Annotated in this window: 17 protein-coding genes; 1 reads left to right on the top strand and 16 read right to left on the bottom strand. The window is 65.9% G+C overall.

Features of this window, described 5'->3' with window-relative positions:
* Positions 1–85 precede the first annotated feature (85 nt).
* Positions 86–1,453 (bottom strand): MmgE/PrpD family protein, encoded by a 1,368-nt coding sequence (locus tag ML401_RS00085; RefSeq protein ID WP_285808862.1) that lies wholly within the window; start codon positions 1,451–1,453, stop codon positions 86–88.
* A 119-nt stretch (positions 1,454–1,572) separates the two neighbouring features.
* Between ML401_RS00085 and ML401_RS00080 the strand changes: the two genes are divergently transcribed.
* Positions 1,573–2,688: an aromatic acid exporter family protein gene (locus ML401_RS00080; protein ID WP_211415343.1), complete on the top strand. Its 1,116-nt coding sequence runs from the start codon at positions 1,573–1,575 to the stop codon at positions 2,686–2,688.
* 13 nt (positions 2,689–2,701) lie between these two features.
* Here ML401_RS00080 and ML401_RS00075 read toward each other — a convergent pair whose 3' ends face one another.
* The 15 genes from ML401_RS00075 to dnaA all read right to left on the bottom strand — a co-directional run bounded on the left by ML401_RS00075 (position 2,702) and on the right by dnaA (position 20,904).
* Positions 2,702–3,349: a DUF6064 family protein gene (locus ML401_RS00075; RefSeq protein ID WP_211415344.1), complete on the bottom strand. Its 648-nt coding sequence runs from the start codon at positions 3,347–3,349 to the stop codon at positions 2,702–2,704.
* A gap of 175 nt (positions 3,350–3,524) precedes the next feature.
* On the bottom strand, positions 3,525–4,175 hold the full coding sequence (locus ML401_RS00070) for a 2-hydroxychromene-2-carboxylate isomerase (protein WP_194405110.1): 651 nt from the start codon (positions 4,173–4,175) through the stop codon (positions 3,525–3,527).
* Positions 4,176–4,254: 79 nt separating this feature from the next.
* Positions 4,255–5,649, bottom strand: a complete 1,395-nt coding sequence (locus ML401_RS00065) for an MATE family efflux transporter (protein WP_285808861.1) — start codon at positions 5,647–5,649, stop codon at positions 4,255–4,257.
* 77 nt (positions 5,650–5,726) lie between these two features.
* Complete coding sequence (locus ML401_RS00060) at positions 5,727–6,593, bottom strand: IS110 family transposase (protein WP_376717324.1); 867 nt, start codon at positions 6,591–6,593, stop codon at positions 5,727–5,729.
* 353 nt (positions 6,594–6,946) lie between these two features.
* A complete protein-coding gene (murA, locus tag ML401_RS00055; RefSeq protein ID WP_285808860.1) occupies positions 6,947–8,242 on the bottom strand; it encodes a UDP-N-acetylglucosamine 1-carboxyvinyltransferase in 1,296 nt (431 codons plus the stop codon).
* 141 nt (positions 8,243–8,383) lie between these two features.
* A complete protein-coding gene (locus tag ML401_RS00050; protein ID WP_285808859.1) occupies positions 8,384–8,851 on the bottom strand; it encodes a hypothetical protein in 468 nt (155 codons plus the stop codon).
* A gap of 11 nt (positions 8,852–8,862) precedes the next feature.
* Positions 8,863–9,501, bottom strand: a complete 639-nt coding sequence (locus tag ML401_RS00045; protein WP_285808858.1) for a phospholipid scramblase-related protein — start codon at positions 9,499–9,501, stop codon at positions 8,863–8,865.
* A gap of 128 nt (positions 9,502–9,629) precedes the next feature.
* Entirely contained in the window at positions 9,630–12,065 is a 2,436-nt protein-coding gene (gene gyrB / locus ML401_RS00040) for a DNA topoisomerase (ATP-hydrolyzing) subunit B (protein ID WP_194405106.1), read from the bottom strand.
* Between the two features lie 280 nt (positions 12,066–12,345).
* The gene (locus tag ML401_RS00035; protein WP_376717332.1) at positions 12,346–12,828 is read right to left on the bottom strand and encodes a hypothetical protein; all 483 of its coding nucleotides are present in this window, start codon (positions 12,826–12,828) and stop codon (positions 12,346–12,348) included.
* Between the two features lie 348 nt (positions 12,829–13,176).
* On the bottom strand, positions 13,177–15,324 hold the full coding sequence (locus ML401_RS00030) for a hypothetical protein (RefSeq protein WP_285808857.1): 2,148 nt from the start codon (positions 15,322–15,324) through the stop codon (positions 13,177–13,179).
* Between the two features lie 138 nt (positions 15,325–15,462).
* Entirely contained in the window at positions 15,463–16,206 is a 744-nt protein-coding gene (locus ML401_RS00025) for a hypothetical protein (protein WP_285808856.1), read from the bottom strand.
* A gap of 112 nt (positions 16,207–16,318) precedes the next feature.
* Positions 16,319–17,455, bottom strand: coding sequence for a DNA replication/repair protein RecF (recF, locus tag ML401_RS00020; protein WP_285808855.1), 1,137 nt, complete (start codon positions 17,453–17,455; stop codon positions 16,319–16,321).
* An 89-nt stretch (positions 17,456–17,544) separates the two neighbouring features.
* Positions 17,545–17,910, bottom strand: coding sequence for an endonuclease domain-containing protein (locus ML401_RS00015; protein WP_211415353.1), 366 nt, complete (start codon positions 17,908–17,910; stop codon positions 17,545–17,547).
* Between the two features lie 210 nt (positions 17,911–18,120).
* A complete protein-coding gene (gene dnaN / locus ML401_RS00010; RefSeq protein ID WP_128922726.1) occupies positions 18,121–19,239 on the bottom strand; it encodes a DNA polymerase III subunit beta in 1,119 nt (372 codons plus the stop codon).
* 258 nt (positions 19,240–19,497) lie between these two features.
* Positions 19,498–20,904, bottom strand: a complete 1,407-nt coding sequence (dnaA, locus tag ML401_RS00005) for a chromosomal replication initiator protein DnaA (protein WP_285808854.1) — start codon at positions 20,902–20,904, stop codon at positions 19,498–19,500.

Below are 20,904 nucleotides of genomic sequence, written 5' to 3'. Positions count from 1 at the left end.
TCGTCTGCTGAGGCATACCCCTCACCCGTCTCGCCGCTGCGCGGCGAGCCACCCTCTCCCACAAGGGGAGAGGGAAAGATGACGACTACCTCCCCAGCTCCGTCGCCTTGGCCACGCGATCGAACCGCTCCAGCGTCATGATCGCGTCCGCAAACTTCTCCGCACGCGCGTTCAGCACCGGGCGCGCCAGCGTCAGGAACTTCTGCTGCATCGCCTGCGCATCCGGGAACGAATTCGGCTCTCCGGACGGATCGGCATAGAGCCGCTCGTGCACGCCGTCGTCCGTGGTGATGCTGACCCGGGCGCCGAACGGATGCGTGCGGCCGACCTCCAACCGATCATCCTGCACCACGTCGAACTTGTCGGCGAGCGCATCGATCGCGGCGTCGCCGAGGCGGTTGTAATCGTCCCAGCCGAACGAACCCTGGTCGAGCGCAAGCGCGCCGGTGAAGAACATCGAGAACTGGCCGCCGACGATCGAGGTCGGATGCCGCTTGGTCGCGGCATCGCCGGTGAGCGTGATGCCGTTGCGATGCAAGCCGATCTCGACGCGCTTCACCTGGTCGGGCGTCAGATTGTGCTCACGCCGCATCGCGATCAGCGCGTCGATTGCTGCATGCGTATAGCGGCAGCTCGGATAGGGTTTGACGCCGATCTTCATGGTCTCATAGGTCTTGCCGAGCTCGGCGACCGCCTTGCCCGGATGCGCGTCGTCGGTGTAGCCGGCGAGCAGGCCGTGCTTGCCCTCGACCGATTCCGTCGCGCCGACAAAATCGTTGCGCGCCAGCGTCGCGGCGATCACGCCGTTCATCGCGGCCGCGCCGACCTGATAGCGCTTGTTCCAGGCGCCGTTGACCAGGAATTGCAGCGAGCCCGCGGCCTGGCTGCCGGAGACGCCGAAGGCGGCGATCAGCTGCTTCTCGCTGAGGCCGAACAGTTTTCCGGCCGCCGCGGCGGCGCCATAGGTGCCGGCGGTCGCGGTCGGGTGGAAGCCGCGCGCGTAATGCGAGGTCGGGTCGAGCGCATTGCCGAGCCGGCAGCAGACCTCATAGCCCGCGACGATCGCGGTCAGCACGTCGCGCCCCGACGCGCCGACCATCTCGCCGACGGCGAAGGCGGCCGGGACTACAGGCGCGCTCGGATGCAGCGAGGAATCAGCGTGGGTGTCGTCGAAATCGAGGGAATGGCCGAGCGCGCCGTTGAGCAGGGCCGCGACCGCCGGTGTCCAGGTCTTGCTGTCGCCGAACACGGTGGATTCGCCCTTGGTGTCGAGTGCCAGCGCCTCCAGCATCTTCAGGATCGACGGGGTCGATTCCGCTTCGCTGCGGGCCCGGATCGCGCTGCCGAGGAAGTCCAGCGTCAGCACCTTGGCGCGCTCCAGCACCTCTGCCGGAATATCCCCGTATTTCAGATTGAAGACATAGGCGGCGAGCGTTGCGGTTTCGTGAGCCATCGTGTTTCCTCGTTTTGGCGCGCAAGTTAGGCGGGCTGATTTGGCCTTTCAAGCAGCCTTGCGGCCGCGGGCAGCAGCCATGCTTTTGCCTGGCCTCGAGAGGATCGGGACTTCTGACCATGGCACTCGCAAAAGAGCTGTTCGACCGGATCAGGTCGCGGCGGACCCAACTGGGATTGGCGATCCGGGTCACCGTCGCGGCGACCGCGGCCTATGCACTCGCCACCGCGCTGCATCTGTTATTGCCGCTCTGGGCGGTCCTGACCTCGCTGATCGTGACCCAGATGAGCGTCGGGCGCTCGCTGAAGGCAACGCGCGACTACATGCTCGGCACCATCGGCGGCGCGATCTATGGCGGCGCCATCGCGATCCTGATCCCCTATTCCAGCGAGGTGGGCCTGCTCGGGCTCCTGGTGCTCTCGGTCGCCCCGCTCGCCTTCATCGCTGCGATCAATCCGAGCCTCAGCGCGGCCACCGTGACCGCCGTGATCGTGCTGCTGGTTCCGACCATGCATCATTCCGATCCCATGACGTCGGCAATCGACCGCGTCAGCGAGGTTGGTGTCGGCGCGGTCACGGGACTCTTGGTCTCGTTCCTGGTGCTGCCCTCGCGCGCGGTGCGCCAGATTCGTGCTGCTGCGGCACAATTGCTCGAGCTGATCGCGGATGCCTTCACGGAATTGCTCGCCGGCCTCACGCGCGGCCGCGACAACGACGCGCTGCACCGGATCCAGGACGGCATCGGCACCGCGATGGTGGGCATGAATGCCATCGGCGCGGAGGCCGAACGCGAGCGCGCCGCCCGCCTGTCGAGCGGGCCCGACACCGGCCCGCTGCTGCGAACGGTTCTGCGGCTGCGCCACGACGTCGTCATGATCGGCCGCGCCACCGTGGTGCCGCTGCCGGTCGAGGTGCAGATGCGCCTTGCCGCTCCGCTGACCGAAGTGTCGACCGCGATCGCGCGCTTCCTGCGTTCGGCAGCCAGTGCCTTGCGCGAAGGCGCCGGCGCGCCGCCCATCCACCCCGTCCACGTCGCGCTCCAGCACTATGCCGAGGCGGTCGCCGCCGTCCGCCAGGATGGTTTGATTCGCGGTCATCCCGGCGACACCGCCGAGCGCTTCTTCGCGCTCGGCTTCTCGCTGGAGCAGATGCACCAGAATCTCTGCGACCTCGATCGTGTCGTCGGCGAATGGTCGGAGGCGGCGGCAGGTGGGCAGGCGAAGCTCGCGGAGTGAGCTGGTGCTGGAACTATCCGGCCGGTGCCATTCGCCGGTCACGCACGATCAGCAGTGCCAGAGAGACAATTCCAGCCATCAGCAACGCCCAGTCTTGTGGCACGCGAAGAAATATCGCGGCGCTGCCTCCGACAAGCGACCACAAGAATGGGATCACAAGCAGCCAGCGCGAGACCGGCGCTCTCGTCAGCAACAGCATCCCGAAACTGAAGATGGTGACGGGACACGGCGTGACCCCAAACATCGGTAGTTGGTTGGGGAGTTGACCCATCTCGAGGCCGAACAGCGGGTAGATCGCCGCTGCGTAGACCACCAACGCGACCCCGATGAATCCCGCCGGTCTCCCCGCATAGCCGAAATTCAAGTGGCTCCGAGACGCGGCAAAATAAATGAAGGCCGCCGCCTGCATTGCAAACAGCGCGCCGAAAACATAGGCCAGCTTGTTGATCGATGCGAAGAAGATCAGGTGATAGACGATCCCGGTCCACGCCCACATCGACGCGAGAATTCCGGCGATGATCTGATCGGACCATCGGCCCTTGCGAAAAACCAGCGAGAAGGCCAACCCGCCCATCAGATATGCGAGAACCTGCGCCGGCCAGATGGCCCGGTTGTAATTCGCAAAAACGCCGAGGAATTGCTCGATCGTGAACGGCAGCATGATCGCGACTCCTTCCGGATGTCAGACGCTATGCAGCCGTTGAGATGAGTCGTTTGACCGATGTCAACGGGGACGCACTGATGGCCGCGGCATGTTGACCTATGTCGGTACGCGTGGCCGGCTTGTATCTCCGACGTGTCAAGCGACGGCTTTTCGAGATCGCGCGGAATCTGGCCTAGCGCTTCGCCAGGCCCTTGCCCTGCATGCGCCAGACCAGGAGGTCGATGCGGTCCTGGCCGAAGAACGGCTCGTTCTCGAACACGAAGGTCGGCACGCCCCAATGGCCCGACGCGGCGTGGTCCTTCTCGTTCTCCGCAATCACCTGCTCGTAGCGATCCGGATCGGCGGTGATCGCGGCGTCCATCGCGGCGAGATCGAAGCCGGCGTTCGCGGCCGCGCGCGCGAGATGGTCGCCCTCGTTCCATCCGGCGACCGAACCATCCCACAGCACGCGCGCGATCGCATGAGTGAATGCGAGCGCGCGTCCCTCGAGCTGCGCCATCGCGCCGAGCCGGGTCAGGCGGTGGATATAGGGTTGCTCGGCCGCGACATCGAAATTCGTCTTGTCCTGCACGATCGGATCGGGCCGGGGAAAGCGGAACGGAATGCCCTCGTGCTGGGCGACGCGCGTGCTGTCGAGCACGACATAGCGAATGAAATTCGGGCTGGCCTTCTTGAAGAAGCCGGGCACGCGCACCGCGAGCGGATAGACCGGCCGCAGGTTCACGGCGAGATCATAGTCCTCCACGAGCTTCAGAGTCTTGGGCAGCGCCAGGTAGCTGAAGGGGCTGCGGAAGGAGAAGAACAGGTCGACGGACAGCGTCATTGGGCCCGCTCCACGATCGGTCCCATCATGCCGCGGAGGACGAGTTTCTGGAAGAGCATGACTTCGTAACCTGTCGGCGTCATCCCGCCAGTCTGCGCGTCAGCATCCGGAAGCGCAAGATCAGCAGCCCGGCATACACGAACGTCCCGACCGAGAACCCGACCCAGATGCCGACCGCGCCCAGCCCCGTGTGGAAGGCCAGCACCCAGGCGACGGGAAAGGCGATGCCCCAATAGCCGATCGCGGCAAACAGCAGCGTCATCCTGGTGTCGTTGATGCCGCGCAGCGCACCGCCCATGATGGTCTGAAGGCCGTCGGCGATGAAGAAGGTGGCGCCGACCAGCAGCAGCGTGGCGGTCAGCCCGACCGTAGGCGCGCTGGCTTCATTGCTGCCGAAGAACAATCGTCCCAGCTCATAGCGAGCGAGGATGATCGCGAGCGTCAGGGCCGAGACAAGCGCGATACCGAGCACGGCTGCGGCGAGTCCCGCGCGCTTCACCGCCGCCGGATCGCCCCGGCCGAAGGCGTGGCCAACCCGCACCGTCGCCGCCATGCCGATGCCGAGCGGCACCATGAACAGCACCGCGGTGACCTGCAGCGCGATCTGATGCGCGGCAATCGCGGTGGTCGAGATCAACCCCATCAGCAGCGCCGCCGAGGAGAACAGGCCATATTCCAGCAGAAGGGAAAACGAGATCGGCGCGCCGATCGCGATCAGCTGGCGCATCAGGGGCCAGTCGATCCGCCACAGCCGGGCGAGCGGGCGGTAGTCCGAAAACGGCTTGCGCAGCCCCGCGATGGCGAGGGTCGCGATGAACGTGCCGAGATTGACGAGCGTGGTCCCAAGTCCCGCGCCGAACAGGCCGAGCTCGGGCAGGCCGAACAGGCCGTGGATCAGGGCGTAGACCAGCACGGCATTGATCGGGATCGCCGCGAGCGTGATCCATAGCGGCGGCTGCGGCCGGTTCACCGCGCTCATCATGCTGCGCAGCGCGATGAAGCCGAGCGCCGGTGCGATGCCCAAGGCCAATCCGTCGAGATAGCGTTGCGCCAGCGCGGCCGATTGCGGCGCCTGGCCGAGCGCGAGCAGGATCTGCTCGCCATAGAGCGGCGAGGCCATCATCGGCAGCGAGATCAGGAAGGCGACCCACAGTCCAACGCGCAAGGAGCGCCGGATCAGCCTGACGTCGCCGGCACCGAAGGCCTGCGCCGCCAGCGGCGATACCGCGGACATCAGGCCGAGGCCGAAGGTGAAGCTGACGAAATAGACGGTGTGCGCCAGCGCCGCCGCGGCGACCGCGTCCTCGCCGAGCCGCCCGATCAGCGCCAGATCGGTCGTGATCATCGCGATCTGCCCGAGCTGCGTCAGCATCAGCGGCACGGCCAGCCGCAGCGTCTCGACAAATTCCTGCGCGAGATGGTTTTGCGGCACGCCGGCTTGCGGCTGCCGACGAGGTTGCACGGTGTCGAGCATGGCGGCTCAATAGCATGGCCGGGCGACGGAAACATGGCTCTCGTGTCCCGGACGCGCGAAGCGCGAGCCGGCAACTGTTATGTTGGTCTGGTGTACAGGTACGGCTTTCGATCGCGCATGATGGCGTTGAGGACCGTCAACAGCTTCCTGGCAACGGCAATGAGAGCGAGCTTGGCAGGTTTACCGGCCTGTCGCAGTCGAGCGTAGAAGGCCTTGAATGGATCGGCCCGGCGGACCGCATTGAGAGCGGCCATGTAGAGGGCATCGCGGACGCGCTTTCGGCCCCCGACGATCTTCCGCTTGCCGCGGTAAGCGCCGCTGTCGACGTTGAAGGGAGCCAGGCCGGCGAGCGCGGCCACCTGCTTCGGTCCCACTTTTCCGAGTTCCGGCATCTGCGCGATCAGCTGCATGCAGGTTACGGGGCCCACGCCGGGAAGTGACCGCATCAACTGCGCATCATCGGAGACCTCCGGCTCAGTCTTGATCAGCGCGCTAATATCGGCCTCGATTTCGGCGATCTCATTGTCGAGGACTTCAATGAGCCGACCGATGCGATCGGCCATGGCGCGGTCCTCGGCCTCGCTGCGCCTGTTCTTCTCCTGGGCACGCATGAGAACCAGTTGATCCCGCCGTTTTGCAAGCCCCGCCAGGGCATTGCGGGCAGGATTGGCAGCCTGCTCAGCGGCAGGCTGCATGGCCCGGGCAAAGCTCGCCAGCATCCGGGCATCGATCGGGTCGGTCTTGGCGAGCTGGCCGCTGGCGCGCGCAAAGTCCCGGGCCCGGGCCGGGTTGATCCGGGCAAAGCGGATGCCGGCCTGGCTGAGCGCCTCACGAAGCTCAAGGTCATAGACGCCCGTGGCTTCAAAGACGACCAGCACATCGCATCGCCAACGCGCCGCGATCTGTGTGATGGCCTGCGGCGCGTTGGCGATGCGCTCCGGCACGCCCAGGCTCTCATCGAAGATATCGAGATATCGTTTGGAGACGTCGATTCCGACGTAACGAGGGCGTATGATCATGGTGCCTGTCCCTGTGATGCGAGGTCTGTTGGCGCAGCCTCGTGCAACTGTTCAGGTTGATAGATGGAACGGGCGGGAGACCGAGCCGGCTCACGGCGTCAAGCGCCAAGGACCCAACGGCTTCCCGCCCACTCCACCATGACAGAATTTCGATACACAGGGACCCAGAAGTCACGGGCGTAGATCTCGGCAACATGGGCCCCGGCTCAGCAGCGCATCACTCGCGTGCTGCGCTGCGTCCGGGGCAGGAGACCATTCGCGGATGCAGAGGCAGCGCCTCAGCCCTTCCGCTCCGGCACGCGCTTGATCTTCGCGCCCAGTGCGTTCAGCCGTTCCTCGATGCGCTCGTAGCCGCGCTCGATCTGGTCGGCGTTGTTGATGGTGGAGGTGCCCTGGGCGCACACGGCCGCCAGCAGCATCGCCATGCCGGCGCGGATGTCTGGCGAGGTCATGGTTGCGCCGTGGAGGCGGCTGGGACCGGCGATGATCGCGCGGTGCGGGTCGCACAGCACGATACGCGCACCCATCGCGATCAGCTTGTCGACGAAGAACATCCTGGATTCGAACATCTTCTCGAACATCAGGATGACGCCCTCGCATTGCGTGGCGGTGACGATCGCGATCGACATCAGATCGGCCGGGAAGGCCGGCCAGGGCTGGTCCTCCAGCTTGGGCACGTGGCCGCCGAAATCGTCCTGGATCTTCAATGTTTGATTGGACGGCACGATCAGGTCGTCGCCCTCGACGCGGCAGACGATGCCGAGCCGCTCGAACCCCATGCGGATCGAGCGCAGATGCTCGACGCCGGCGCGCGTGATGCGCAGGGGCGAGCGCGTCACCGCGGCAAGCCCGATCAGCGAGCCGACCTCGATGTGGTCGGGCTGGATCCGGTAAATCGTCCCACCCAGCGTCGCCGGCCCGTGGACGATCATGGTGTTGGTGCCGATGCCCTCGATCTGAGCGCCGAGCGCGACCAGGAAGTTGGCGAGGTCCTGCACGTGCGGTTCGGAGGCCGCGTTGCGCAAATAGGTGACGCCGTCGGCGGCGACCGCCGCGACCAGCGCGTTCTCCGTCGCGGTGACGCTGGGCTCGTCCAGGAACACGTCCGCGCCGGCCAGCCTGGGCGCGCGGAATTCGAGCCGGTCGGTCGCGGTGACCTTGGCCCCTAACTGCTCCAGCGCCAGCACATGGGTGTCGAGCCGGCGGCGGCCGATCACGTCGCCGCCGGGCGGCGGCAGCATCACTTCGCCGCAGCGGGCGAGCAGGGGGCCGGCGAGCAGGATCGAGGCGCGGATCCGCACGCACAGCTCGGGGTCGAGATCGGCGGCGCGGATGCTCTTGGCGTGGATGTGGAGCGTGTTACGGGCGGTCCATTCCGCGGACGCACCGACCGAGCGGATCAGTTCGACCAGCGTCTCGGTGTCGCGGATCCGCGGCACGTTCTCCAGCGTCACCGGATGCGAGGTGAGCAGGGCGGCGGCGATGATCGGCAGTGCCGAATTCTTGTTGCCGGACGGCTCGATCGAGCCCGAGAGCCGGTGACCGCCCTCGACGATGTATTGGATGGGCGCCACTTGCGTTTCTCGCTGTCCTGTTGCGTTGGGGCGGGCTGCTTCGGGAGCGGAAACTACCGAGAATTGAGCAGGGTAGCAATTCTGCACTTGTCGCGGCGGAAGCCGCTTATTGGCCCTGAACAGGCCCGCTGCGCCAGGCGTTTAGAACAAGCCGATGATATTGGCCACCACATAAAGGATGACGATCAGCATCAAGACGCCCATGACGAGAAAGGAGATTTCGACGGCAATGGCGCCCGCGCCAAGCGTGGCCGCGACCCCCGCCAAAAGCCTCTCTTCGCGAAACACCAGCGCGAGCACGGAGAACAGGATGGCAAGCAGGCCGAGCGAGATCGCACCGATCGAGGACATCTCCCTCAGCTGGGTTCCGGTCGACTTTTCCCGCGGCGGCGCCTGATACTCGACGCCCTTGACCCGCGCGATCAGGCGATCCCTGAGGCGATGGCCAGTGTCGACGATCACCTTGTCCGCCGGCGGCGGCGGATACAGCACCGGTACAACCCAGTGCGGCAGCACGGCCGCGATCAACGCCAGCACCCCGACGATGCTGCCGATCACGCCAAGGCGGCGCGAGGGGAGGGCTGGGCTGGTCGTTGCGGATGCGGTCACGGCGCGGTGCTTCAGTTGCGGAGCAAATTGATGACGCCGCCCTCGCCTTTGACTTCGAAATACATGAGATCGACGTAGATCGCAGCCGCGAGAACCAGCGCGCGCTCGTCTTCCGTCAGGCTGCGTTCCAGATATTCCACCAGAAAATTATCACGGTCGGTGAACAGCTCGGATCCGAGGCCGGACCATTTCTTCGCAATGCGCGCCTGCTCTCGCCCGCCACGCATGAACGGAAAGGTCCATACTTTCCAGAGTGGCGAAGTGACTTCGAGCACCACTCTTCCCTGCGCATCGTGCACATGGAAGCGCTTGGTGAAGATCGAAAACTGACGCTCGATGGTTCCGATGAGGCGGTCGTCACGCGAGCGCAGCTCCAGACATTGAAAGAAAAAGCGGAAGGGATGAATGCCGCGCATGACCGGCTGTCGGGCGGCATCGAAGAAATGCACCTCGAAGGAGCGCCAATGCCCGAAGAGCTGACGAAACAGGAAGCCGAGAACTCCCTTTTGCTGTTCGGCAGCATAGAGCAGATCGCGGCCATTTTCGTCGCGAATGCGATATTTGTTGCGGGTTTCGAGGCCGAACAGCTCGGCCATTTCGAACACCTGCTGCACGTACATGCGGTGCTGGTCGGCTAACATCGGCAACATTCGCTTGGACCTCTTCCAGTGCCAGCTACGCCATTTTGTCGCGGTGGCCGGGGATGAGGTTCAGGCGGCGGAGCCGCCGTGAGGGCGGTGCGCCCCCTCTCCCGCAAGCGGGAGAGGCCAAACAAGCCTCAGATATCGATCGTCGCGCTCAGCGAATGTTCTTGGATGAAGTCGCGGCGCGGCTCGACCACGTCGCCCATCAGCTTGGTGAAGATGTCGTCGGCCTCGTCGACCTCCTTGACCTTCACCTGGAGCAGCGAGCGCGCTTCGGTGTCGAGCGTCGTCTCCCAGAGCTGCTCCGGGTTCATCTCGCCCAGGCCTTTGTAGCGCTGCAGCGAGATGCCCTTGCGGCCGGCGTCGGTGACCGCCTCGAACAGGTCGGACGGACCGTGGACCACGTGCTCGCTGTCCTTGCGCCGCAGCTTGCCGGAGCGGGCATAGACGTCCTGGAGCTTGGGCGCGTACTCGTCGAGCTTGCGGGCTTCGGCGGAGCCGAGCAGCGCATCGTCGATGACGGCCGCTTCCTTGACGCCGCGCACCGTGCGCTCGAACACAAAACCCTGGCCCTCGACGAATTGGCCGACCCAGCCGCGCTCGACCTCCTCGGCCTGGCTGTCCAGCCGGGTCGCGATGTACTGCGCCGCGGCTGCGGCGTTCTCGGGGTTGCCGTACACCGACTTGTTCAGCACGCCGGTGATGGCGGCCTGCTCGACCACCTTGCGGTTATAGCGGCTGTGCAGGTTGCGCAGGATGCTGCGGACGATTCGAGCGTCGTCGACCAGCGCGCGCAGGTCGCGGCCGGTGCGGTCGCCGCCGTTGCCGGGCATGTACACGCAGTCGTCGAGGCCGGCGTCGATCAGGTAATCCTCCAGCGCCCGCTCGTCCTTGAGATACTGCTCCGACTTGCCGCGTGAGACCTTATAGAGCGGCGGCTGGGCGATATAGAGATAGCCGCCGTCGATGATGTCGCGCATCTGCCGGTAGAAGAAGGTCAGCAGCAGCGTGCGGATGTGGGCGCCGTCGACGTCGGCGTCCGTCATCACGATGATCTTGTGATAGCGCAGCTTCTCGATCGAGAACTCGTCGCTGATGCCGGTGCCGAGCGCGGTGATCAGCGTGCCGATCTGCTCGCTTCCCAGCATCTTGTCGGGGCGCACGCGCTCGACGTTCAAGATCTTGCCGCGGAGCGGCAAGACGGCCTGGAATTCGCGGTTGCGGCCCTGCTTGGCGCTGCCGCCTGCGGAGTCGCCCTCGACGATGAACAGCTCGGACTTGGCCGGGTCCTTCTCCTGGCAGTCGGCGAGCTTGCCGGGCAGCGAGGAGACCGAAAGGGGACTCTTGCGCGTCAGCTCGCGCGCCTTTCGCGCAGCCTCGCGCGCCGCGGCAGCCTGGATCACCTTGCCGACGATCATCTTGGCTTCGGACGGGTGCTCCTCGAACCAGGCTTGCAGCGCCTCGTTGAGCACGTTCTCGACCACGGGGCGCACTTCCGAGGACACCAGCTTGTCCTTGGTCTGCGAGGAAAATTTCGGATCGGGCACCTTCACCGACAGCACGGCGGTGAGACCTTCGCGGCAGTCGTCGCCGGTCAGCGCGATCTTCTCTTTCTTGGCGTTGGCCTCGGCATAGCCGTTGACCTGGCGCGTCAGCGCGCCGCGGAAGCCGGCCAGATGCGTGCCGCCGTCACGCTGCGGGATGTTGTTGGTGAAGCACAGCACGTTCTCGTGGTAGCTGTCGTTCCACCACAAGGCCGCCTCGACGCCGATGCCGTTGGCTTCCGCGCGCACCATGATCGGGGCCGGCACGATCGCCTTCTTGTTGCGGTCGAGATATTTGACGAATTCCTCGACACCGCCGGAATAGTGCATCTCCTCGCGCTTCTCGACCGCATGACGCATGTCGGACAGCGCGATGTTGACCCCGGAATTGAGGAAGGCGAGCTCGCGCAGCCGATGCTCGAGCGTCGCGAAATCATATTCGATGTTCTTGAAGGTCTCGGACGAGGCGAGGAACGTCACCTCGGTGCCGCGCTTGCCCGGCGCGTCGCCGACGACCACCAGCGGTGCGACGGCATCGCCATGGGCGAACTCGATATAGTGCTCCTTGTTGTCGCGCCAGATGCGCAGGCCGAGCTTGCTCGACAGCGCGTTGACGACGGAGACGCCGACGCCGTGCAGGCCGCCGGAAACCTTGTAGGAGTTCTGGTCGAACTTACCGCCGGCGTGGAGCTGGGTCATGATGACCTCGGCCGCCGAGATGCCTTCGCCCTTGTGGATGTCGACGGGAATGCCGCGGCCGTCGTCGCGCACGGTGACGGAATTGTCGGCGTTGAGCACGACATCGACACGCGTGGCGTGGCCGGCCAGCGCTTCGTCGATCGCGTTGTCGACGACCTCGTAGACCATGTGGTGCAGGCCCGAGCCGTCGTCGGTGTCGCCGATATACATGCCCGGGCGCTTGCGGACGGCATCGAGACCCTTGAGCACGCGGATCGATTCCGCGCCGTAGTCGCTCGGATTGGACGGCTCGTTTTCGGCAGCGGGCTGCCGAGCAGGTTCTGTCATGAGAGGCCTTCGAAATGTCGCCCGAATCAGCGGCGCAAAAGGCGCTGATTTGCGGGCTATTTGTGCCATGAAAGCGAGATTGCGCCTAGCGCAAAGTATGCTGCCGCAACCCTTTGAGGAGATAGGGTTTTTTGGCGAGTTTTCAAGGTTTTTGGAGGCCGATTTCGGGGCCCGTGAAAAGCCCGATTCGAGACCCCGTTCCGGGTCCTCAAAGACGTGGATTTTGCGGGGCGCGGAGCCTCTTCCCAAGGCGCCTCGGCGCCGCGGAGCAGCCGTCGGCTCAGTAGATCTGGTTGGACTCGCCGTCGCCGTCACGCAGCTTGAGGAACCACGCTTGGTCCGCGGCCAGCGTGATGGTGTCGCTGCGCACCAGATGACCCGACACGTGCAGGGCGTAGGAATATGTGCCGGGCGGCAGATCCAGCGTTTGCGGATGATTCAAGCCGCCCGCGATCTTGACGATTTGATCGTTGATCGCGAGCGACGCCACATCAGGCACGAGATAGCCGAAGATCAGCCGTGCTTGTCCTGGCATTGGCAGGAAGTTGGCCTTGGCCGCGGCCTCCGTATTTCGCTGCACCAGGCCGACCGTGGTCTCGCCCTTGGCACGGCCGAGCGTCAGCGTGCCCGGCCCCTTCGGAGAGGCGAAGACGAGCAGGGCGCGATCGGCGGTGACCACCGCGCCATCGGGCTTTTCCTGCCAGCCGCGCTTTCCAAGCTCCGTGCGGTAGAAGGCGAGGACGTCGCCGAGCTCGGCGGGCACCTCGGCCTTGAGCTCGAGCCGGAGCGGGACTTCGACCCCGTCCGCGCTGGTGCGGCTGAAGCTCGAGTGGCTGGCTCACGTCGGCACGGGCATGTCGGCGTGGGCATCTGCTGCGGTCAGCGGCTGCTGCGAGCAGCTCGCAAGCAGAGTGAGGCTGCACGCCAACAGTCGCCATCGTGCCGGGACCTTCGTCCCGCGTCTTGCCGTCGTCATGTCCATTCTCCCGGAAGGTCGCGCGTCACGATCTTCGCGCGATGAAGGTGGCTGCGACATTGTCGCGGCCACCTCCGACCAACTGGTCGCCCCATGAACCTGATGGGTTCAACCGGCCGGGACAGGCACAGGGGATCAATACATCTGCAGCGGCAGCACGGCGCCATCAGGGCCCACCACGAGGCCCCAGGCATCGCCGGCCGCAACGGTGAGGCTCTCGGTGCGGGCGGGATGTCCGGGCACGCGCAGGGCGTATTGGTACTTGCCGGGCGGCAGATCGACCATCGGACCTTTCGGCGATTGCGGGCCGCCGGCGCCGGCCGCGATCTTGACGGTCTGCTTGTTGATGGTGAGCGATGCTTCCTTCGATCCGATATTGCCGAGCATCAGCCTGGCCTGGCCCGCCTTCGGCATGATGTCGGCCTTGACGGCGGCTTCCGGATTCTTTTGCGCCAGACTGACCGTGGTCTCGCTCTTGGCACGGCCGAGCTTCAGCACCGCCGGGCCTTGCGGCGAAGTGAAGTCGATCTGCGCGCGCTCCGCCGACACGATGGCGCCGTCGGCCTTTTCCTGCCAGCCGAGCTTGGACAGCTCCGTGCGGTAAAACGCCAGGACGTCGCCGAGCGGGGCCGGGATGCTGGCTTCGAGCTCGCGGCGGAAGGGCGTTTCGCTGCCCGGCATCTTGGTGGTGGCGAGCGAGGTCGACGACCGCTGCGTCGGCACGGGCAACTGCGATTCGGTGTCGGGCTTGAGCGGCTCGGACGATTTGGCCTGCGCTTCCACGGGCTTGGCGGTCGCCACCTTGAGGCCCGATCCCTCGGCGCTGACTCTCACTTTCGGCCCCATCTGCATCACGGTGAAGGAGATCGACTTGCCGCTCTTGGCAAACTCCAGCATCGCCATGTTGGGCTGGTTGATGACCGAAGGCCGCTCGTTCCAGCCCAGCGGCTTCAGCGAGGCCCGGTAGAACGCGGTCAGCGCCTTCACGCTCGATCCGGACGAGAATTCGAGGCTGCCGTCGTCGCCTTTGAATCTGACGTCTTCGGCGGTCTCCGGCAGCGGCACCGGCGTCTTGCTGTCGGCAAGTGCACCGAGCGGCGCATCGGACAGCGCGGCCGCCTGCACCTTGCGCCGCGCTTCGTCGGCGGCGATGACCTGCTTGGCCATCGCCTCGGCGTCTTTCATGAATTTCTCGTCGGCCTCCTTCTTCGCCTTGGCACGGGCCGCAAGCGCGGATTCCTTCACCTGTGCGGTCAGGCTGACCATGGTGAAGTCATATTTGCGGCCAAGCCGCAGCACGCCGGTCTCCTCGGCGTTGGAGATCTTGAGCGCAACGTCGTCGCCGGGGATGAGCGGGGCGCTGCCATCCTCCTGCCAGCCTCGCGCAGCGAGCTCGCGATGATAGAAGGCGAGCACGGCAGGCAGCTCGGCCATCGCGGCGGCGCTCATCTCGCGCTTGTTGGAGCTCGCGCTGCCGAGGCCCCTGGCCGACTTGGTTGGATTCGGCCGCGGCAGGCCTGCAACATCGCTATCGGCGGTGAGGTCGGCGGGCAGCACGAAAGGTGCGATCCGGACATCGACATCGGTGCGGCCGTCGTTGCGCTTCGTCAGCGTCAGCATCACCGGCTTCTGCTTGTAGAACTGCGTCGTGTCGCCCTCGGGATGGTCGTAGAATGCGCGCATGCCGTTCGGAACGGCCTCGTCGAGGCCCGTCGTCGTCCAGCGTGCCGCCGTTTCAGCCGTGAGCTTGCGCCAGCCGATCGCCTCCATCTGGCGAGTGTAGAATTCCGACGTCGCATCGAGCGCGCCCGGCGCGATGCAGCCGAGATAGGGCCTGGTGCCGTCGAACACGAGATCGCTCGCGCCGTCGGGGAGCGGTACGTTCGAATAGATCCGGTCGGTCGTGTAATAGACCACGGACTGATCGGGCCGGCCGCCGGCCTGCGTGAAGTGAACGGAAAGGCCCTGCCGTCCCTTCTTGAATTTCAGCGTGGTGCTCTTCTCCTCCAGCGGCAGCACATAGGGCACCCAGCCCTCGGCACTCAGGAGTTTTCGCACCGCCTGTGACGTCACGGCCGGCGGCGTCGGCACGCGATATTCGACGCGGTAGGGATCGGGGCGCGAAGTGTCTTCCACCGCGCCCTCGAGCTGCGGCAGCGCGTGGACGTCGACGATGCCGGCATCGGCCGCGGCGGCAACCGAGCTGCTCGCCAACAGGAAGAGGCCGCATGCAAGCAGCCGCCAGCGTGCCGGGACCTTCGTCCCGCGCGTCATCCTCGACATCGTCACTTCTCCAAGGGGCGTGGCGCGGCGCATCGGCTCGCGCGCAATTGCAGGCTGCGGCACCGTCGGCGCGGCCTCTGACCAGAAGTCGCGACAGGAACCCGTGAGGTTCAAAGATCGCCGATGCTCCGGAAGCGCTCAATACAGCTGGAGCGGCGGCCAGACGTCTCCGTCGGGCCCGACCGTGAGCTCCCAGGTATCGCCGGCCACAATGTCGAGGGTCTTCGTGGTGGCCGAACGGTCCGGCACGCGCAGCTCGTAGGAATATCGGCCGGGCGCCAGATCCAGCGAGACCGCGTTTGTGCCGGCAGCGCGCTTGACGGTTTTCGCGTCGATCGTGAGCGTGGCATCCGTCCCGCTGATATTGCTGAACACCAGCATCGCCTTGCCGGGCTCGGGCATGATATTCGCCCGGCTCGCCGCATCGGCGTTCTTCTGCACGATATGGATCGAGGTGCTGCCGTCCTTGCGGGCGAGCTGCAGTGCGGCGGGCCCGAGCGGGGAAGCGAAGGTGAGCTGGACGTGATCGGCTGCGATCACCGCGCCTTCGGGCTTTTCCCGCCAGCCGAGCTTTCCGAGCTCGGTGCGATAGAAGCTGACGACGTCGCCGAGCTGTGCAGGCACCGTGGTTTCGAGCCTGGTGCGGAGCGGGGCTTCGATGCCGGGCATCACCGTGGTGTGGGTGCCGCGAAAGCTGTAGCGGGCCGGCGCGGGCAGTTTGGCGGCGGGGTCCAGCGTCAGCGCGGGCGAGAACAACGGCGGCAGATTCGACACGAACGCGCCGGCACTCGCGGCGAGCAGGCAGCTTGCGAGGAGAACGAGGCCGCACGCAATAGGTTGCCATCGTGCCGGAGCTCGCGCCCCATGCCCCACCGTCGCCATGCCTGTGCTCCAAAAGATATCGCGCGTGTCCGAGATACTTTGCGCGATGGCCGCGTGTCGCGGCCTCAAGCAGCTAGTCGCCGGCGGAAACGAGCGGGTTCAACGCGGCGGCTTAGCTTTGGGCGGAGACTCGTCCGCTCTCGACGTCAAACACTTCGCCTCCCGCGCCGATCTCGGCGAAGGCCGCCGGGTCGGCGCCGGTGAGCCAGACCTGCGCGCCGAGCTTCTTCAGCTCGTCGAACAGCGCGGCGCGCCTGCTGGGATCGAGATGCGCGACGACCTCGTCGAGCAGCAGCAGCGGCACGATGCCGGTCATCTCGGCCACCAGGCTCGCATGCGCCAGCACGAGGCCGATCAGCAGCGCCTTCTGCTCGCCGGTCGAGGCGTCGCGCGCCGGCATGCTCTTCGGCGCATAGATCACCTGGAGGTCGGTGAGATGCGGGCCGTCGGTGGTGCGGCCGGCGATGGCATCGCGCGGACGGTTGTCGCGCAGGATCTGCCGGTAGCGGTCCTCGACCGAGGTCGCGGTCTCCTGAAGCAGCGCATTCTCCATCCAGCCGTCGAGCGCGATCTGCGCCGACGGAAACGCGGACGCCTGCGCGCGCGCGTTGAGCATGCCGGTCAGCCTTGCCGCCGTCTGGCCGCGCGTGGCCGCGACCGCGACCGCGAGCTCGGCTGTCTCGCGCTCGATGGCGTCACACCAATGGTCGTCGTAATTGCGGGTCTCGAGCAGGCGGTTGCGCGAGCGCAAGGAGCGCTCCAGCGCGTTGATGCGGCTGGAATGCTCGCTGTCGATGGCGAGCACCAGGCGGTCGAAGAAGCGCCGCCGCTCGGAGCCTGCGCCCATGAACAGCCCGTCCATGGCCGGCGTCAGCCAGACCATGCGGATGTGGTCGCCGAAGGCTGCCGCCGACCCCACCGGCTCGCGGTCGATGCGGCAGCGCCGGCTGACGGCGGCATCAGCGCGCGGTGCATCGATGCCGGTACCGAGCGTCGCCAGCCCCAGCGCGCCCTCGACCTGCGCCGACACCGCCCAGGAGCCGTCGCCCTGGTTGTCGGCGACGTCTTCCAGCGTGGCGCGCCGCAGGCCGCGCCCCGGCGACAGGAACGAGATCGCCTCGATGCAATTGGTCTTGCCCGCCCCATTTGGCCCGACCAGCGCCACCAGGTCAGCCGCCGTCTCGAGCCCCCCCGCCCGATAATTGCGAAAATGCGTCAGCGTCAGGCGATGAATGCGGGAGGGGGTCATGCTAGCTCGTCATTGCCGGGCTTTACTTCCCTCCCCCCTTGTGGGGGAGGGTGGCGCCTCACGCAGTGAGGCGACGGGTGAGGGGTATCTTACCGCCCGGCAAGCTTTGCAAGGATATCCTCCAATACGGAAGTGGACTGCTGAAGCACGTCATTGTTCCAGTAGCGCGCGATGGCAAAGCCTTCAGTAAATAGAGCTGCGTCACGATCCGCATCGCTTCGCGATTCTGCATGCTGGCTTCCGTCGATTTCGATCACGAGACGCTTGTCGAAACAGACGAAGTCGAGGATGTAGTTTCCGAATGGGACCTGTCGGCGGAACTTGTATGCCGACAGGCGGCGGTCTCTGAGCAGGCGCCACATCGCTGCTTCCGCATCCGTCGGTTCGTGCCGCATGTTTTTCGCGAATTGGCGGAGACGTTTGGGGACTGGCCGATGGGATGGCTCCTGCGGCACGAACCCCTCACCCGACTGAGTGTGTATCCGCCTGCGGAGATGCCCTCTCCCACAAGGGGAGAGGGCACAGCAACGTGCATCGCGCTTGTTTCGACGGGGAAAACTGTAGCTTTACCCTCTCCCCTTGTGGGAGAGGGTGGCTTCGCGCAGCGAAGCCGAGTGAGGGATTGTCTCCACACAGAAGGTGTCGCGAGAGGAGGAACACGTCCCTCACACCCGCATCGGCATCAGCACGTACAACGCGCTCTTGTCGTCGCGGTCTTGCACGAGGGTCGGCGAGCCGGGATCGGCGAGCTTGAGGGTTGCGACGTCGCCTTCGATCTGGGCGGCGATGTCGAGCAGATAGCGGGAGTTGAAGCCGATATCGAGGGCGTCGGAGGCGTATTCCACCTCGAGCTCTTCGGTCGCGCTGCCGGAATCCGGATTGGTCACCGACAGCACCAGCTTGCCCGGCGACAGCGACAGTTTGACCGCGCGCCCGCGTTCGCTGGAGATGGTGGAAACGCGGTCGACCGCGTTCTCGAAGTCCTTCTTGTCGACGACGAGCTCCTTGTCGTTGCCTTGCGGGATGACGCGGCCGTAATCGGGGAAGGTGCCGTCGATCAGCTTCGAGGTCAGCACGACGTTGCCGATGGTGAAGCGGATCTTGGCCTGCGACAGCTCGATCGTCATCTCGGCGTCGGTGTCCTCGATCAGGCGCTGCACCTCGCCGACGGTCTTGCGCGGCACGATCACGCCGGGCATGCCCTCGGCGCCCTTGGGCTGCACCAGATCGAGCTGGGCGAGGCGGTGGCCGTCGGTGGCGACGCCGCGCAGCGTTGCGGCCTTGGCCGTGCCCGCCGCGTGCAGATAGATGCCGTTGAGGTAATAGCGCGTCTCTTCGGTCGAGATCGCGAACTGGGTGCGGTCGATCAGCCGCTTGACGTCCTTGGCGGCGAGCGAGAAGGAGTGCGACATGTCGCCGGCGGCCAGATCCGGGAAGTCGTTCTCGGGTAGGGTCTGCAGGGTGAAGCGCGAGCGGCCGGCGCGGATCGCCAGCACCGCGCGGTCACCGTCGGCCTCCAGCACGATCTGCGAACCATCCGGCAGCTTGCGAACGATGTCGTAGAACATGTGCGCCGGCACGGTGGTGGAGCCCGCGGTCGCGGTTTCCGCTGGCAACGTCTCGGTGACCTCGAGGTCGAGGTCGGTCGCCTTCAGCGACAGCTTGGCGTTCTCGGCCCGGACCAGCACGTTGCCCAGGATCGGAATCGTGTTGCGGCGCTCGACCACGCGGTGGACATGGCCCAGCGACTTCAGGAGTTGCGCGCGTTCGACCGTAACCTTCATTGCACTACTCGCCCGATCCCCAAGGAAACACAAATTTGAGAACGCCGGGCGGCGGGACGCGCGCCACGGCACCGAAGACCCCGGAAAGCCGGATCATCCAGCCGATATGACCAAAGCTGTCAGGGTCGCGCAAGGTGGCTCGGATGGCCCCCGGATTCAAGAGATCGGAGGCAGTTCCCCACGATTTACCGCCCAAAACGAAAACCGCCGCCCAGGCGAGGCCGGGGCGGCGGCAGAATGGCAGGAGCGCCTAGGCGTTTATTCCTGAAGCTGGCGCTTCAGCGACTCCACTTCCTCCGACAGCGCGGTGTCCTTGGAGACCAGGGCCTCGATCTTGCGCACGGCGTGCAGCACCGTGGTGTGGTCGCGTCCGCCGAAGCGGCGGCCGATCTCGGGGAGCGAGCGCAGGGTCAGCGTCTTGGCGAGATACATCGCCACCTGGCGCGGGCGCACCACGTTGGCGGTGCGGCGCGAGGACAAGAGGTCGGACCGGCTGACATTATACTGCCGCGCCACCACGCGCTGGATGTCCTCGATCTTGATCCGCTTCGGCTCCTGCGGCCGGACCAGGTCGCGCACCTCGTGCTCGGCCATCTCCAGCGTCACCGGCCGGTTGTTGAGCTTGGAGTGCGCCAGCAGGCGGTTGATGGCGCCCTCGAGGTCGCGGCCGTTATGGGTGATGGTGCGCGCCAGATAATGCAGCACCTCTTCCGGCACCTCGAACGTCGCATGATGGGTGCGGGCGGCGGCGACGCGCGACTTGAGGATGCCGTGGCGCAGCTCCTCGCCGAGCGAGCCCATCTCGACCACGAGGCCGCCGGCGAGCCGCGAACGCACGCGGTCGTCGAGGCTTTCGAGATCGGACGGCGGACGGTCGGCCGCGATCACGACCTGGCGGCCGGCGTCGATCAGCGCGTTCAGCGTGTGACAGAACTCGGCCTGGGTCGACTTGCCTTGCAGGAACTGGAGGTCGTCGATCACCAGCACGTCGATGCCGCGCAGCGCTTCCTTGAAGGCCAACGCCGTCTGCGTCTTCAGCGCGGCGACGAAGCCGTACATGAACTTTTCAGCCGTGAGATACAGCACCTTGCGCTCGTTGCCGGAATTGCCGGCCCAGGTCACCGCCTGCAAGAGATGCGTCTTGCCGAGGCCGACACCGGCATGGATGTAGAGCGGGTTGAACATCACGGGGTCGCCGCGGCGACCTTCCGCGACCTGACGCGCGGCCGCATGTGCCAGCGTGTTGGAGCGGCCGACGACGAAGCTCGCGAAGGTCAGGCGCGGATCGAGCGGCGAGCCGCCGAGCGCGTCGTGATTGGCCGAGACCGGCGCAGTCGCGGTCGAGCGCAACTCCGGGGTCGGCGTGCGCCGCGTCTCGGCCGGCACCGGGGCTTCCTTCTGCGCCACCGGACGCACGGCCGTACGCACCGTGAGGTCGATGCGATGCACTTCCGGCATCTCGGCCTGCCAGCACGACAGCACGCGCTCGGCATAATGGGCCTGGATCCAGCTCTTCAGGAAGCGCGTCGGCACCGAGAGCCGCACGCTCTCCTCCTGCACGCCTTCCAGATCCATGCGCGCAAACCAGCTCGTGTAGACGTCTTCGCCAACGCTCGAGCGCAGCCGACCCTTCACGCGTGACCAGCGATCCTGTTCCATTGTCAT

Source organism: Bradyrhizobium sp. 62B, assembly GCF_030272265.2.
Taxonomy (GTDB): Bacteria; Pseudomonadota; Alphaproteobacteria; order Rhizobiales; family Xanthobacteraceae; genus Bradyrhizobium.
The sequence above is the reverse complement of the archived record's forward strand: the minus strand, read 5'-3'. Positions and strand labels throughout refer to the sequence as shown.

Bases quoted from the DNA above. Each gene is read 5' to 3' on its own strand.
- ML401_RS00075 (WP_211415344.1), bottom strand. From the start codon at position 3,349: ATGCTGCCGTTCACGATCGAGCAATTCCTCGGCGTTTTTGCGAATTAC.
- ML401_RS00030 (WP_285808857.1), bottom strand. From the start codon at position 15,324: ATGTCGAGGATGACGCGCGGGACGAAGGTCCCGGCACGCTGGCGGCTG.
- dnaA (WP_285808854.1), bottom strand. From the start codon at position 20,904: ATGACAATGGAACAGGATCGCTGGTCACGCGTGAAGGGTCGGCTGCGC.
- recF (WP_285808855.1), bottom strand. From the start codon at position 17,455: ATGACCCCCTCCCGCATTCATCGCCTGACGCTGACGCATTTTCGCAAT.
- ML401_RS00045 (WP_285808858.1), bottom strand. From the start codon at position 9,501: ATGTTGCCGATGTTAGCCGACCAGCACCGCATGTACGTGCAGCAGGTG.
- ML401_RS00065 (WP_285808861.1), bottom strand. From the start codon at position 5,649: ATGCTCGACACCGTGCAACCTCGTCGGCAGCCGCAAGCCGGCGTGCCG.
- dnaN (WP_128922726.1), bottom strand. From the start codon at position 19,239: ATGAAGGTTACGGTCGAACGCGCGCAACTCCTGAAGTCGCTGGGCCAT.
- gyrB (WP_194405106.1), bottom strand. From the start codon at position 12,065: ATGACAGAACCTGCTCGGCAGCCCGCTGCCGAAAACGAGCCGTCCAAT.
- ML401_RS00070 (WP_194405110.1), bottom strand. From the start codon at position 4,175: ATGACGCTGTCCGTCGACCTGTTCTTCTCCTTCCGCAGCCCCTTCAGC.
- ML401_RS00080 (WP_211415343.1), top strand. From the start codon at position 1,573: ATGGCACTCGCAAAAGAGCTGTTCGACCGGATCAGGTCGCGGCGGACC.
- ML401_RS00085 (WP_285808862.1), bottom strand. From the start codon at position 1,453: ATGGCTCACGAAACCGCAACGCTCGCCGCCTATGTCTTCAATCTGAAA.
- ML401_RS00025 (WP_285808856.1), bottom strand. From the start codon at position 16,206: ATGGCGACGGTGGGGCATGGGGCGCGAGCTCCGGCACGATGGCAACCT.